Source organism: Niveispirillum cyanobacteriorum, from assembly GCF_002868735.1.
Classification (GTDB): domain Bacteria; phylum Pseudomonadota; class Alphaproteobacteria; order Azospirillales; family Azospirillaceae; genus Niveispirillum; species Niveispirillum cyanobacteriorum.
This window is the reverse complement of the sequence record NZ_CP025614.1, coordinates 63859-79028: the sequence shown is the minus strand read 5'-3', so window position 1 is coordinate 79028 and position 15170 is coordinate 63859. Positions and strand designations below refer to the sequence as shown.

The 15170-nt window shown below is 63.7% G+C and carries 8 protein-coding genes; 4 read left to right on the top strand and 4 right to left on the bottom strand.

Annotated features, from left to right (window positions below; translation table 11 throughout):
- Positions 1 to 121: 121 nt before the first annotated feature.
- The 4 genes from C0V82_RS25405 to C0V82_RS25390 all read right to left on the bottom strand — a co-directional run bounded on the left by C0V82_RS25405 (position 122) and on the right by C0V82_RS25390 (position 6817).
- Positions 122 to 3208 (bottom strand): TonB-dependent receptor, encoded by a 3087-nt coding sequence (locus C0V82_RS25405; protein WP_211108009.1) that lies wholly within the window; start codon positions 3206 to 3208, stop codon positions 122 to 124.
- Between the two features lie 121 nt (positions 3209 to 3329).
- Complete coding sequence (locus C0V82_RS25400) at positions 3330 to 4601, bottom strand: MFS transporter (RefSeq protein WP_102115256.1); 1272 nt, start codon at positions 4599 to 4601, stop codon at positions 3330 to 3332.
- Between the two features lie 256 nt (positions 4602 to 4857).
- Complete coding sequence (manD, locus tag C0V82_RS25395) at positions 4858 to 6066, bottom strand: D-mannonate dehydratase ManD (RefSeq protein ID WP_102115255.1); 1209 nt, start codon at positions 6064 to 6066, stop codon at positions 4858 to 4860.
- A 25-nt stretch (positions 6067 to 6091) separates the two neighbouring features.
- Positions 6092 to 6817, bottom strand: coding sequence for a GntR family transcriptional regulator (locus C0V82_RS25390; protein WP_245924335.1), 726 nt, complete (start codon positions 6815 to 6817; stop codon positions 6092 to 6094).
- A gap of 414 nt (positions 6818 to 7231) precedes the next feature.
- Here C0V82_RS25390 and C0V82_RS25385 point away from each other — a divergent pair, with 414 nt between their 5' ends.
- The 4 genes from C0V82_RS25385 (at position 7232) to C0V82_RS25370 (ending at position 15129) form a co-directional block, all read left to right on the top strand.
- Positions 7232 to 9355 (top strand): alpha-glucuronidase family glycosyl hydrolase, encoded by a 2124-nt coding sequence (locus C0V82_RS25385; protein WP_102115253.1) that lies wholly within the window; start codon positions 7232 to 7234, stop codon positions 9353 to 9355.
- Entirely contained in the window at positions 9352 to 11298 is a 1947-nt protein-coding gene (locus tag C0V82_RS25380; RefSeq protein WP_102115252.1) for a sialate O-acetylesterase, read from the top strand. The genes C0V82_RS25385 and C0V82_RS25380 overlap by 4 nt, the downstream gene beginning before the upstream one ends.
- Positions 11299 to 11337: 39 nt before the next feature.
- Positions 11338 to 13806 carry a glycoside hydrolase family 3 N-terminal domain-containing protein gene (locus tag C0V82_RS25375; RefSeq protein ID WP_102115251.1) on the top strand — a complete coding sequence of 823 codons (2469 nt, stop codon included), beginning with the start codon at positions 11338 to 11340 and terminating at the stop codon, positions 13804 to 13806.
- Between the two features lie 144 nt (positions 13807 to 13950).
- The gene (locus C0V82_RS25370) at positions 13951 to 15129 is read left to right on the top strand and encodes a fumarylacetoacetate hydrolase family protein (RefSeq protein ID WP_102115250.1); all 1179 of its coding nucleotides are present in this window, start codon (positions 13951 to 13953) and stop codon (positions 15127 to 15129) included.
- The last annotated feature ends 41 nt before the right edge of the window (positions 15130 to 15170 follow it).

The following is a 15170-nucleotide window of genomic DNA, read 5'->3' as shown; positions in this document are numbered from 1 at the left end:
AATCCAATGTGCCCCAAATGCAGGGCCTGTCAAATGAAAGAAAGCGGCCCGTCGAAACGGGCCGCCAGTTGGGTCGGCATCGGGGAGATTTCCGACCTTGTACTCGGGAGGAGGAAGAAGCTTACAGGCGACCGCGCAGACCGATCATGAAGGTCCGGCCCGGCGTGTAAGAGGTGAAGGTGGCATTCTCGAACTGGAAGTAGCTGCGTTGCTTCGCGTTCGCGAGGTTGGTTACGTCAAAAGTCAGCTGCGGCAGGCCGGTGGACCCCGTGATCTCATTCAGATCCAGGCTGGAGGAGAAATCCCACTGCCGGTAATCGTCGCTGAACAAAGCGGCGGCCGGGATGCCGTTCTGGTTCAGACCGCTGGTCTGCGAACCCTTGGTGAAGGTCTGGGAGATGCGGGCCGAAACGCCACCATGCTCATAATAGCCGGTGACGTTGTAGGTGTACTCGGCCACACCGATGGCAACCGCCGGGGCGGCACCCTTGCCCTTCTGGTCGATGATGGTGGCATTGGCGATGAAGCCAAGGCCTGGCACCACATCTTCCAGCAGGAAGTCCAGCGGCTGCACCCAGTTGAATTCCAGACCATTGACGGTCAGGCGACCTTCGGCATTCACCTGCTGCTGCAACACGACGGTTGCCGTGCCGGGACCGCCACGGGAATTGATGGCGGCCTGCTGCGTCGGTGACAGGGTGTCATAGGTGACGCCATAGGCGGCGAGCGCCGCGAACGGCACGGTATTGGACCCGTTCACGGTGAAGCCGGTGATGGCCTTGCGGAAGGCGGCGATACCGACATAACCCTCACGGCCCGTGTAATATTCAAAGCCCAGGTCGATATTTTCGGAAATGTACGGGGCCAGGGCAGAGTTACCGACCGAGCCGACATCGGCGGAGGGGCCGGAGAAGTTCAGGCCCGGCAACTGTGCATTCGGGTCCGGACGGGTCATGGTGCGCGACAGGGCGGCACGGACCACCGCATTGTCCGCCACGTTATAGGCGGCGGATGCCGAGGGCAGCCAGTTGTCGTACTTGTTCTTGATATAAACGAAGTTCGTCACATTGGGATAACGCGAGCCATCGGCGATCTGGGTACCAGCCGCCGTAACGTTGCGCGGATCAGGCAGGCTGACGCGGCCACCCACCTTCTGATCGGTCTGGACCCACCGCATGCCGATATTGAAGCGCAGATCCTGGCCGTCGATCTGACGGATGCCGTTCACCTCGCCATAGGCACCAAGCGTCTCTTCCCCGATGAAGCCGCCGGATGCACCAGTGTTCGACGAACCGGCTTCCGGCGTTGCATCATGGAACTGATCATACTTGCTGTCGGTCTTGAACTTGTCCCAATCGACCGTCAGGAAGCCGAACTTGCCCGGCTTCAGATAGTTGGCAAACGACGCGTTGGGGATCAGCGAGCCACCATAGGTGACGCCACCCGTCTTGCCCGCTGTATAGCCCGTGCCATAACCCGGATAAGTGGGATAGCCGGCAGGTGCGGCACCCGGCTGGTTCAGGCCGTTGCAGGGCGGCTGGGTGTTGGGGCTGGGCAGGAAGACCGACGGATTGTTGCCGCAGACGGCATTCTGCCAGGCTTGGCTATTGTCATAGGCGCGGATGCGGCGGGAGACGTCATCCCAGGCACCGCCCACCTTCAGGTTCAGGCTTTCATCACCCCAGGTGACATTGGCGCGTGCGCCCTTGGTTTCGGTCGTGCGGCGTTCGTCCTGCATGTTGACGCGGCCACCGGGCCAGCCGAACTGCTTGGGATCGTTCAGATCGACATTGCTTTTGATGTCAGGAACACCGCCATTGTTCTTGTAAGTGACGGTCACGCCGGAGCTGGCGGGCGTCAGCGGGCCGACGGTGGGCGATTCACGGTGGAAGGTGGACTTGGTATAATTCGCCTGCATGTCGAACTTCAGATTGTCGGTGATCTGATAGTCGAAGCCGGGATTGACGCCATAGAATTCCGTGTCCTCAAGGAAAGGACGGTATTCCAGGAAGAACTGGGCGTTGGCGAAGGTGCCCTCGGTCACCACGCAGCCGGCGGAGCAGTCGGTACGGTCCACCTTCATGTTGATCGGGATCGCCGCACCGTTGCGGCCAACCCAGTTCATATCCACGCGTTCCAGGTCGTTCTTCTTCTTGCCGTACAGGCTGTCGACATAGAAATGCAGATCCTCGGTGGCGTGCAGCTCAAACGCCGCCACGGCGCTGACGCGGTCGCGGGTACCGAAAATCTCCGCCGGGCGACCCAGGCGCGGGATGATGGCATTGTCCAGCTGCTGGACAGTCAGGCCGGGGTTGAGTGCCAGCAGGGCGGCGCGATCCAGCGTGGAGCCGGCGACCAGACCGTTGCCAGCATTGGCCGGAACCGTGGCCGGGATGGTCCAGTTGCCGCCGCCCGTGCTGTTACAGCCCGTGGTCGCGCCGCACTGGGCCGCCGACAGGTTGGCATTGGTCCAGCCGATGGTCTCAAAACCCGGCGTGCTGACCTGATTGCGCACCCCGGCAACACCGATCAGGGCACCGAAATTGCCCCAGGTGTTGCTGGCCAACGCCGAGGCGCGGCCACCCCACTTGTCGGCCTCGCTGTTCTTGGTGGTCTGCAGGGAATAGCTGACACGCGGGCCGTCGCTGTCAAAGGGGCGGGCACTGCGCATATTCACGGTACCGGCGGCACCGCCTTCAACCATGCCGGCGTTCGGGCTTTTCGACACGGTCAGTTGCGAGAACAGTTCCGTGGGGAACATGTCCAGGTCAACCTCGCGGTTGGTGCTTTGCGCATCGGTGCGACCGGTGGAGGCGACGGCCACGGGGGCACCATTCAGCAGCACCCGGGTGAAATTGGTGCCCAGGCCGCGGATGGCGACGGAGATGCCTTCGCCCGACACTTCGCGGTTGATGGTGATGCCGGGAACGCGGTTGAAGCTTTCGGCGATATTGGTGTCGGGGAACTTGCCGATATCCTCGGCGAAGATGCTGTCCTGGAAGCCGGTGGCGTTGCGTTTGTCATTGGTGGAGTTCGCCAGGCTGGACCGGAAGCCGGTCACCACGATCTCTTCCAGCGTATCGCCACTGCCGCCGCCCGTCACGGTCTGCGCCTGGGCCGGCAGAAAGGCACCCGCCGTCAGGCAGGTGGCCATCAGCAGGAAGGCCTTGTGGGACAGTTGATCGAGACGCGATTTCTTCAAACTCATGATAACTCCCTCCCTCAGGGTTGGCCGCTCAAGGGCAGCCTTGGTTTGATACTGATACCGCTACCATTTTTGGATGCAGACCACCGTTCGGGTGGACATGCATCCGGTGAAACCGGGCGGGTTACGGCCCGCCGCCGTCGCCGATCGCCGCCGGTGTCAGGCGCGGCGACAGCAGATGCAGGAACAACAGGGCCAGCGGATAGGCACCGGCGGCCACCAGCAGGATGGGCGTATAGCTGCCCGTGCTATCCAGCACCCATCCCGTAAACTTGGACATCAACATGCCGCCCACAGCCCCGGCCATGCCGCCGATCCCCACCACCGAGGCGACGGCGGCACGGGGAAACAGGTCAGACGGCAGGGTCAGCAGATTGGCTGAGAAACCCTGATGCCCGGCGGTCGCCAGTCCCAGGATCACCACCGCCACCCACAGTTCAGCGGCGGACGTGGCAAAGACGACCGGCAGGACGCAGGCGGCACAGGCCAGCATGGCCGTTTTACGCGCCCGGTTCAGCGATACCCCGCCCCGCATCATACGTGAGGACAGCCAGCCGCCCGCCACCGACCCCACATCCGACAGGATATAGATGGCGACCAGCGGCGGCCCGAACCCCTTCAGGTCCAGCCCATAGGTGCGGTGCAGGAAGTCGGGCAGCCAGAACAGGAACAGCCACCAGACCGGGTCGGTCAGGAATTTGGCCAGCGCATAGGCCCAGGTCTCCCGCCGCGTGGCCAGCACGCCCCAGCCGACCTTGCCCGACGGATCGGCCGGGTCGGAGCGGATATGCGCCAGCTCTTCCGCCGTCACACCCTTATGTTGATCTGGCGTGCGATAGAAGGCGAGCCAGGCGGCCAGCCAGACAAAGGACAGCACACCCGTCACCACGAACGCCGCCTGCCAGCCCCAGGTGAGGGTGATGACCGGCACGATCAGCGGCGTGATGATGGCGCCGATATTGGCCCCAGCATTGAACACGCCGACCGCCAGCGCCCGTTCTTTCTTGGGAAACCAGTCGGCCACGGCCTTCAGACCGGCGGGGAAATTCCCCGCCTCACCGGCCCCCAGAAACAGGCGCGCCGCCATGAACTGCGCCAGCGTGGTGGCGGCGGCATGGGCGATATGGGCCAGGTTCCAGACCGTGAAGGCCATGGCATAGCCCCAGCGCGCCCCGATCACATCAATGAACCGCCCGAACAGCAGGTAACAGACGGCATAGGCGGCCTGGAACACGAAGACGATGTCGGCGTAATCCGTCTCCGTCCACCCGAACTCCACCGACAAGGTCGGCTTCAGCAGGCCCAGCATCTGCCGGTCGACATAGTTGATCACCGTGGCCGCGAACAGCAGCGCCACGACAATCCAACGTCGGCCAAGGCGGGCAGTGGTGGGCATCAGCGGGCAGTTCCTTCAGGCAAAGCAAAGGCGTTCACCGACGCGGATCGTGCGCGGTGGGGGAAACGGATGTTGCAATCAAAAAGTCCCCTGCCCTTCCTTAATCTTCGTCATCCCGGCGGAAGCCTGGACCCAGGATTCTCAGTCCCAACCTCGCGGCTGCGTCGATGAACGCGGCTGAAAGGTCTTTCCTGCGGCCCCTGAGTCCCGGCTTTCGCCGGGATGACGGAAAATAGGCGGACGGGGCGGTCCTAACTCACCAATCCCACATGCTGCCATCCCGCAGCCTTGCGACCGGCAGGTAGGCTTGCGTGTAGGGGTACTTCTTCGCCAGTTCCTCATCGATATCCACCCCATGGCCGGGGGCTTCGCCGGGATGCATGTAGCCATCCTTGAAGCTGTAGGCATGGGGGAAGACCGCGTCGGTTTCCGGCGCGTGGATCATGTATTCCTGGATGCCGAAATTCGGGACCCAGCTGTCGAAATGCAGGGCGGCCCCCATGCAGACGGGCGACAGATCGGTGGCGCCATGGAAGCCGGTGCGCACCTGATACAGTTCCGCCAGGGCCGCGATGCGGCGCAGATGCGTGATGCCGCCGGCATGCACGATGGTGGCGCGGATATAGTCGATCAGCTGATTCTGGATCAGTTCACGGCAATCATGGATGGAGTTGAACACCTCCCCCGTGGCCACCGGTGTCACCGTATGCTGACGGATCAGCTTAAAGGCCTCCTGGTTTTCCGCCGGCGTCGGGTCCTCCATCCAGAACAGGCGATAGGGCTCCAGCGCCTTGCCCAGCCTTGCCGCCTCAATCGGTGTCAGGCGGTGATGCACATCATGCAGCAGATGCAGGTCCCAACCGAACCGATCGCGCGCCGCCTCGAACAGCTTGGGCGCGAAATCCAGATAGGGTTCGGTGGCCCAAAGACTTTCATCCGGTGTTGTGGCACGGATGGCGGGTTCGTAGCTTCCGCCCTTGGGCACGCCATAGACCTTGTCCAGGCCCGGCACACCGGCCTGCACGCGGATAGCCTTGAAGCCCTTCTCCTGATACTGGGCGACGCGGTCCATCGCCTCTTCGATGTCGCGGCCATTGGCATGGCTGTAGACCATGACGCCGTCGCGGCTTTTCCCGCCGAGAAGCTGGTACAGCGGCATATTGGCCGCCTTGGCCTTGATGTCCCACAGCGCGGTATCGACCGCCGCAATGGCCGACATGGTGACCGGCCCGCGCCGCCAATAGGCACCCTTGTAGAGATATTGCCAGATATCCTCGATCTGATGCGGGTCGCGGCCGATCAGGCAGGGGATGACATGATCGGTCAGATAGGATTCCACCGCCAGTTCGCGCCCGTTCAGGGTCGCGTCGCCAATGCCGTATACGCCCTCATCCGTGACGATCTTCAACGTCACGAAGTTGCGTCCCGGCGAGGTGACGATGCAATAGGCGTTGGTAATGCGCATCAGCGGCTCCGGCGGACGAAACGCCCTATGGCGCGTCCGGAATGTCATGGTTGAACAAGGCGGGGAACCGCTTCTCCAGCTCGGGCAAAGAGGCCAGGATTTCCCGCAGGTGCAGACGCATGGCCGCCTGCGCCGCATCGGCGTCATGGGCGGCAATAGCATCCACGATGGATGTATGCTGCGCAATCAGGCGCGGCAGTGGTGTCGCGTCAGGCATGGACAGATACCGCACGCGGTCCATCTGTGCCTTGGTTTCCTCCACCACGCGCCACGCATAATCACAACCGACCGACATGGCGATGGATCGGTGCAAAGCCTCGTCCAGTTCCATGAAGCGGCCATTGTCGCGTTCTTCGATGGCGATTGATTGCTGCTTCAGGTTGGCGCGGAATTCCTCAATATGGCGGGGGCTGGCTTCCGCCGCCGCACGGGCCGCGACCGCCACTTCCACCGCTTCACGCACGAAACGGGCATCAAAGACCTGTTTGACGGAGATCTTCACGATGAAGGACCCGCGCTGCGGCTTGATCTGCAGCAGGCCGGCATCCGCCAGCTTGATGAAGGCCTCCCGCACCGGCTGACGGCTCACGCCCAGCTGGTCGGCAATCTCCTGTTCCGACAGGGCCTGTCCCGGCAGGAACACCATGCGGACAATGGCACGGCGCAACTCCCGGAAGACGCGGCGCGCCACCGGCTCATTGCTGTCCATGTCGATCGGCCGCAGGCCGGGCCTTTCCTGGTCCCGTTCCACCCGTTTCACTCCCTGACATTCATTCCCGAGGCCCATACCGGTTTCCGGTCGGGCTTTCGGCGGCAATCATAACAACACCGTTGCCGTTACCATTCATGTATACTACCATACCAGACAGGGTCAAGCGTGAATGTTAGCGGTAAAATGAATCTGCCGCTGCGCCGCCAGGCCGCCCCCACGCCAAGCGTCTTGGAAAGCAGTGCCCGGCGAATATCGCGATCTGCGACCGACAAGCCCGTTGCCGTTTCCCGACATCCATACTACCATACCAGTAAGGGTCACGGACCCTCTTGCGGAAATTTGATAGCGCTACCATAGTTTCGCCAATGGCGGGGCGCTGATCATCCCCCACCCAACCCCGAAACGGGGCCAAGTACATGACCGGTCGTGAAGGGCCGGCGGCAGGGAGGAAGAATGCGAGTGATTGCACGCCTGCTGGCGGGGCTGCTGCTGGCCGCCGGCCTGCTGGGGTCCGCCCACGCGGAAGACGGCTATGATCTGTGGCTGCGGTTCCGGCCACTGACCGGTGCCGCTCTGTCTCAGACGGAAACACGCCTGGGCAGCATCGAGGCGGCGGAGGCCGACGGCACCGCTGTGGCGGAACTGTCGCGCGGCCTGTCGGGCCTGCTGGGCAAACCGGTACCGATCGCCACGGGCGGCAAGGTGTTGCTGGGCACGGCTAATGATCCTGCCATCAAGGCGCTGGGGCTGGACCTGGGCGGTCTGGGCCGCGACGGCTATCTCATCCGTACTGTGGGCGACCGCACCGTCGTGGCGGGCGGGTCGCAGACCGGCCTGCTTTATGGCGTCTTCCACCTGCTGCGGCTGGCCCAGGAAACGGCACCGCTGACGGCGCTGAATGTGCGCGAGGTGCCGAAGATCGACCGCCGCATCCTGAACCATTGGGACAATCTGGACCGCTATGTCGAACGCGGCTACGCGGGCCAGTCGATCTGGGACTGGCACAAGCTGCCGGACTGGACTGACCCGCGCTATACTGACTACGCCCGCGCCAATGCCTCCATCGGCATCAACGGCACCGTGCTGAACAATGTGAATGCCAACGCCACCATCCTGACGCACCCCTATCTGGAGAAGGTGGCGGCACTGGCGGCGGTATTCCGGCCCTATGGCATCAAGGTCTATCTGACCGCCCGCTTCTCCGCACCCAAGGAGATCGGGGGCCTGCCCCATGCCGACCCGCTGGACCCCGCCGTGGCGGCCTGGTGGAAGGCCAAGGCGGATGAGATTTATTCCATCATCCCCGATTTCGGCGGCTTCCTGGTGAAGGCCAATTCGGAGGGCCAGCCCGGTCCCCAGGATTATGGCCGCACCCATGCCGATGGGGCCAATATGCTGGCCGATGCGGTCAGCCCCCATGGCGGCATCGTCATGTGGCGGGCCTTCGTCTATAGCCACGAGACGCCCGACGACCGCGCCAAGCAGGCCTACACGGAGTTCGTGCCGCTGGACGGCAAGTTCCGCGACAATGTCCTGGTGCAGGTGAAGAACGGCGCCATCGATTTCCAGCCACGCGAGCCCTTTCACCCGCTGTTCGGCGCGATGCCGAAGACGCCGCTGATGATGGAATTCCAGATCACCAAGGAATATCTGGGCTTTGCCACGCACCTCGCCTATCTCGCGCCGATGTGGAAAGAGGTGCTGGACGCCGACACGTTCCGTCCGAAAAAGGGATCGACAGTCGCCAAGGTCGTGGATGACAGCCTGGACGGGCACAAGCTGTCCGCCATGGCCGGCGTCGCCAATATCGGCAGCGACCGCAACTGGTCCGGTTCCACCTTCGATCAGGCCAACTGGTACGCCTATGGCCGTCTGGCCTGGAACCATGACCTGACGTCCGACGCCATCGCGCGCGAATGGGCCGCCGCCACCTTCGGCCCCGACCCGGCGGTGGTGGATCCGATCCTCTCCATGATGATGCCTTCGCATCAGGCCGTGGTGGATTACATGACGCCCATCGGCCTGCATCACCTGATGGGACGCGGCCATCATTACGGCCCCGCCCCCTGGGTCGCGGGCGGCCCGCGCGCCGATTGGACATCCGTCTATTACCACCGTGCCACCAAAGACGGTATCGGCTTTGACCGCACGCGCCGGGGCACGGGGGCCGTGGACCAGTATGCCAAATACTGGGCCGACCGGTTCGACAAGGTGAAGACCACGCCGCCGGAATTCCTGCTCTGGTTCCACCATGTCGGTTGGCAGGAGAAGCTGGGTACGGGCCGCACGCTCTGGGCCGAACTGCTGCACCGCTATGGCCAGGGTATCGAGACGGTGGCCGGCATGCGCCGCACCTGGGACGGGTTGAAGGGCAAGGTGGATGACGCCCGCTGGCAGCAGACCGCCACCTTCCTGTCGATCCAGCAGAAGGAGGCCCAGTGGTGGCGCGACGCCAGCGTCGCCTATTGGCAATCCTTCCATGGTCTGCCCCTGCCGCCGGGCGAAAATCCGCCGCCGCAGCCCCTCGCTTATTACCAGTCCCTGTCCTTCCCCTTCGCGCCGGGAGATGGCAAATGACGAAGAATTCCCTTCTGCTGGGGGTCGCCCTTCTGGCCCTCTCTCCCCTGCCCGTCCTGGCCGCCGACGCCCCCCTGCTGCACCCGATGTTCCAGGATCATGGCGTGCTGCAGCGGGATCGCCCCATCCAGGTCTGGGGCGATGCTAAGCCGGGGGAGAGTGTGACCATCACCCTGGGTGATGCGAAAACCAGTGCCAAGGCCGGCAAGGATGGGCGCTGGCAGGCGACGCTGCCGGCGCTGAAAGCCGGTGGCCCCTTCACCCTGACGGCCAAAAGCGGCAGCGCCGAACAATCGGCCAAGGATGTGCTGATCGGCGATGTCTATCTCTGTTCGGGCCAGTCCAACATGGAGATGCAGGTCCGCCGGTCGCTCGATGCCTGGGTGGAAACGGGTACGCGCGCCAACCAGCCGCAGATGCGCTACCTGAATGTGGAGCGCGACACCGCGACATCCGTGAAGCAGACTTTCGGCAAGCCTGTGAACTGGCAGGTCATCTCGCCACAGAATGTCGGTGATATGTCCGCCGTCTGCTATTTCTTCGGACGAGAGATGCGCAAGCTGGAGGACGTGCCCGTCGGCCTGATCAATACCGCCTGGGGCGGGTCCACCATCGAAAGCTGGATGCCGGTGGAGGAGCTGCGCAAGCAGCCTGATTACAAGGACGCCCTGTCCTTTCTGGCCAAGTATGATGTCAACCCCGCCGATGGCGTGCGCGCCTTTGTGGAGGGGTGGCAAAGCTGGTGGAAGAAGTCCGGGCAGCCCGAAATCTGGCGCGAACCGTTCGGTGCCGGTGATGGCTGGCGCGACGCCCCCGCCACCTTCCGCCCCTGGGAAACCTGGGGGATGCCGGACATGGCCGCCTATAACAACATTGTCTGGATGCGGGCCAGCATCAACCTGACGGCGGAACAGGCCCGGCAGGGTGTGGCCCTGCATCTGGGTCCCGCCGATGATCTGGATGTGACCTGGGTGAACGGCACCGCCGTGGGCAGCCAATATGGCCCCGGCGACCCGCGCCGCTACGTCCTGCCCCCTGGCACCCTGAAGGAAGGGGCCAACACCATCACCGTGGCAATCCTGGATGCATATGGCGATGGCGGGCTGTATGGCACGGCGGAGGCACAGGCCATCGAGCTGACGGGTGGCACTAAACTGACCCTGCCCACGCCCTGGCAGTTCAAACCGACGCCCGTGGACACCTCGGTCGTGCCACAGGCACCCTGGGGCACGGTCAATGGCCTGTCCACCATTCATAACGCCATGCTGGCCCCCATCGGCCCCTATGGCGTGCGCGCCGCCCTCTGGTATCAGGGCGAAAGCAATACCGGGCGACCCCTGCAATACAAGTCGTTGCTGACCGGACTGATGGCCGGATGGCGGCGGCAGTTCGGCCCTGACCTGCCCTTCCTGATCGTGCAGTTGCCGGAATGGGGCTATCCGCAGGACAAGCCCATGGACAGCGGTCTGGCATCCTTGCGCGAAAGCCAGCGCGCGGCAGTGGCCGCCGATCCCAAGGCGGGGCTGGCCGTAGCCCTGGGCGTGGGCGACTGGTACGACATCCACCCCGCCAACAAGCAGATCGTAGCCAAGCGTCTGGTCCGCGCCGCGCGCAAGGTGGTGCTGGGGGAGAATATCGCGCCTTCCGGCCCCATCCCGGCCAGCGTCACCCGCAACGGCGATACCGTCTCCATCCGCTTCACCGACATTGATGGCGGGCTGAAGGCCCTGTCCTATCACCGGCCTCTGGGGTTTGAGCTGTGTGGAGAAGGGCCGGGCACCTGCCGCTTCGTCGATGCTGAGTTGAAGGGCGATACCGTCACCCTGCCCGTGGGTGGCGGACCGGCGGTACGCGTGCGCTATTGCTGGGCCGACAGCCCCATCTGCAACCTCCAGGACAGCGCCCGGCAGCCGCCGGGACCGTTCGAAGCGCAGGTGAAGTGATCGCTAACACCCGCATTGACAACCACATCAATGTACCCAATGATAGCGCTACCATCGCCCCAACAGAGGGCGACGTTAGAGCAAAGTTACCGGGAGGAAAATTCAGTGACGACACCGAAGCTGTCACGCCGACTGTTCGGCGCCAGCCTGCTGGCGCTTACCTCCGCCGCGGCCGTCCCCGCCACCATTGCCTTTGCCGCTGGCAAGGAACCCTATCGCAATCCTGCCCTGCCCATCGATCAGCGGATCGAAGACCTTCTTTCGCGCATGACGCTGGAAGAGAAGGTGGCCCAGATGATCGGCATCTGGCAGGACAAGAAGCTGGTCAATAATGAGAAGGGCGGTTTTGACGCCAGGCGCGCCGCCAAGGCCTTCCCCCACGGGCTGGGCCAGATCTCCCGCCCCGGCGACCGTGTCGGTGCGGTGGACAAGGATGGCGCGCCCATCGCCGCCGGTGCCAAGGCCAATATCATCAACCGTGAGGGGCTGGAGGCCGCAACTTACGTCAACGATGCCCAGAAATGGGCGGTTGAGCAGACACGGCTTGGCATCCCGCTGATCTTCCACGAAGAAGCGCTGCATGGCTTCGTGGCGCGCGGTGCCACCAGTTTCCCGCAGTCCATGGCGCTGGCCAGCTCCTGGGATACGGCCATGGTGGAGCGTATCTTCAGCGTGGCCGCGCGCGAAATGCGCCTGCGCGGCGTGCATCTGGCGCTGGCCCCCGTGGTCGATATCGTCCGCGACCCCCGCTGGGGCCGGACGGAGGAAACCTATGGCGAAGACCCGTGGCTGGTCTCCGAAATGGGTCTGGCCGCGATGAAGGGTTTCCAGGGCAAGACCCTGCCGCTGGCCAAGGACAAGGTCCTGGTCACGCTGAAGCACATGACGGGCCATGGTCAGCCGGAAAGCGGCACCAATGTCGGCCCCGCGCCCATCTCTGAGCGCACCTTGCGCGAAAACTTCCTGGTGCCGTTCGAACGCGCGGTTAAGAACCTGCCCATCCGCGCCATCATGCCCTCCTATAACGAGGTGGATGGCGTGCCCAGCCATGGCAATAAATGGCTGCTGGATACGGTCCTGCGCAAGGAATGGGGCTATCAGGGCGCGCTGGTCAGCGATTATTTCGCGATCCGCGAGATGAATACCGTCCACCAGATGACGTCCGGTCTGGCTGATGGTGCCGTCCGCGCACTGGAAGCCGGGGTGGATGTCGAACTGCCGGATGGGGAAGCCTATCCGCTGCTGCCCGGTCTGGTGCGTGAGGGCAAGGCGTCGGAGGCCAAGATCAACGACGCCGTGCGCCGCATCCTGCGCATGAAGTTCGAGGCGGGCCTGTTCGAGAACCCCTATGTCGATGCCAAGGTGGCGGATAAGCTGACGGCCACGCCGGACGCCATCGCCCTGGCGCGCGAAGCCGCCGCCCGGTCGATGGTGCTGCTGAAGAACGCCAACAAAGCCCTGCCGCTGAACCCGGCCGCCACGGGCACCCTGCTGGTGGTCGGCACCCATGCCAAGGACACGCCCATCGGCGGCTATTCCGAAGTGCCGCGCAAGGTCGTGTCGGTGGTCGAGGGTCTGACCGCCGCCGCCGGCAAGAACCTGAAGGTTGACTATGCCGAGGGTGTGCGCCTGACCCGGCAACGTGTCTGGGAGGAGGACAAGGTCGAACCAATCCCCGACGCCGAGAACGACGCCCTGATCGCGGAGGCCGTGACCAAGGCCGCCAAGGCCGACACCATCCTGTTGGTGCTGGGCGAGAATGAGCAGTTGAGCCGTGAAGCCTGGGCCAAGACCCATCTGGGCGACCGCGCCTCGCTCGACCTGTATGGCCGACAGTCCGATCTGGCCGAGGCCATGTTCAAGACGGGCAAGAAGGTCATCGTGCTGCTGCTGAATGGCCGCCCGCTGGCTGTCAATCGGCTGGTGGAAAAGGCCGATGCCCTGATCGAAGGCTGGTATCTGGGGCAGGAGACGGGCAATGGCGTGGCGGACGTGATGTTCGGCAAGGTCTCGCCGGGCGGTAAACTGCCCATCACCATCCCGCGTTCTGTGGGCCAGTTGCCCGTCTATTACAATGCCAAGCCGTCGGCGCGGCGCGGCTACCTGTTCGATGATGTGACGCCTTTGTTCCCGTTCGGGTTTGGCCTCACCTATTCGACCTTCACGATGGACGCGCCGACCCTGTCGCGCGGCCAGATCGGTGTGGCCGACAGCGTCGATATCTCCGTCACCATCCGCAATACCGGCTCCGTCACCGCCGATCAGGTGGTGCAGATTTATCTGCGCGACGACGAAGCGTCGGTCACCAGGCCCGTCAAGGAGCTGAAGCGGTTCCAGCGTGTGACCTTGGCGGCGGGTGCCAGCACGACCGTCCGCTTCACCCTGACGCCCGAAGACCTGTCGATCTGGAATATCGACATGAAGCGGGTGGTGGAACCGGGCACCTTTACCATCAGTGCCGGATTCGACTCTGTCGAGTTGAAGTCGGTCCAATTGAAAGTGGTTTAAGCAAGAACGACGCTGCGTGTAATGGGGGAGGAACCGTTACCTCCCCCTCTATTTCACGTAACTTCGCAGCGCCGACCTGTTACCGCTATCAATTCCCTTATGCAGCCGCTAAACTTGTTGCCCCATCCAGGGAGTTTTTTGACAATGTCCGCCAGCCCTGTTCCCGCCTCGCTGACCGATTTTCTGCCTGCCGATTGGCGCGATGCGCAATTGCTGGGGCGGATGGATTTCGGACAGGGGCCGACCCCGGTGCTGATCAAGGGCGGACGGCTGCACGATCTTTCGGCGCAGGCCCCGACGGTTTCCGACCTGTTGAACGGTCTGCCCGACGGTGCCCTGCCCGATGGCGGCACCGATCTGGGCGATGTGTCGGCCCTGAAGGTGGCGTTGCAGTGGGGGGAACCTTTGCCCGGTGCCCCGACCCTGCTGCCCCCCATCGACCTGCACTGCATCAAGGCCGCCGGCGTCACCTTCGCTGTATCGGCGCTGGAGCGCGTGATCGAGGAGCGGGCGCGGGGCGACTACGCCAAGGCCAACGCCATCCGGGCTGACCTGTCGGCCCGCATCGGCACGGACCTGCGCGCCGTCAAGCCGGGATCGGCGGAGGCCGCCTCGCTGAAGCAGGCGCTGATCGCCGATGGCCTGTGGTCGCAGTATCTGGAGGTCGCCATCGGCCCGGATGCAGAGATTTTCACCAAGGGCCCGACCCTGTCATCGGTCGGCTGGGGTGCCTATATCGGCGTGCGGTCGGACAGCGACTGGAACAATCCGGAGCCGGAGCTGGCGCTGGCTGTTGACGGCAAAGGCCGGGTGCATGGCGCGACGCTCGGCAATGACGTCAACCTGCGGGATTTCGAGGGGCGGTCGGCCCTGCTTCTATCCAAGGCCAAGGACAATAACGCGTCCTGCGCGCTCGGCCCCTTCATCCGCCTGTTCGATGCGACCTTCACCATCGATGATGTCCGCAACGCCGAGGTGACGGTGAGCGTGACGGGCGAGGATGGGTTTGTCCTGAACGGCAAATCCAACATGGCCTTCATCAGCCGCGACCCGCTGGATCTGGTCAGCCAGACCATCTCAAAGAACCACCAGTACCCGGACGGTTTCGTGCTGTTCATGGGCACGCTGTTCGCGCCCATCGATGACCGCGACGCGCCCGGCAAGGGCTTCACCCACAAGAAAGGCGACATTGTCACGATCGCCAGCCCCCGTCTTGGCAGTCTGTCCAACAAGGTCGTCGGTTGCCACGAGGCACCGGAATGGACCTTCGGCATCGGCGATCTGATGCGCAATCTGGCCCGTCGCGGCCTGCTGCGCGCCTGATCACCGATGCCCTTCCCCGATCTGTCAATGCAACGCCCCAC

Bases quoted from the DNA above. Each gene is read 5' to 3' on its own strand.
- C0V82_RS25370 (WP_102115250.1), top strand. From the start codon at position 13,951: ATGTCCGCCAGCCCTGTTCCCGCCTCGCTGACCGATTTTCTGCCTGCC.
- C0V82_RS25385 (WP_102115253.1), top strand. From the start codon at position 7,232: ATGCGAGTGATTGCACGCCTGCTGGCGGGGCTGCTGCTGGCCGCCGGC.
- C0V82_RS25375 (WP_102115251.1), top strand. From the start codon at position 11,338: ATGATAGCGCTACCATCGCCCCAACAGAGGGCGACGTTAGAGCAAAGT.
- C0V82_RS25405 (WP_211108009.1), bottom strand. From the start codon at position 3,208: ATGAGTTTGAAGAAATCGCGTCTCGATCAACTGTCCCACAAGGCCTTC.
- C0V82_RS25400 (WP_102115256.1), bottom strand. From the start codon at position 4,601: ATGCCCACCACTGCCCGCCTTGGCCGACGTTGGATTGTCGTGGCGCTG.
- C0V82_RS25380 (WP_102115252.1), top strand. From the start codon at position 9,352: ATGACGAAGAATTCCCTTCTGCTGGGGGTCGCCCTTCTGGCCCTCTCT.
- manD (WP_102115255.1), bottom strand. From the start codon at position 6,066: ATGCGCATTACCAACGCCTATTGCATCGTCACCTCGCCGGGACGCAAC.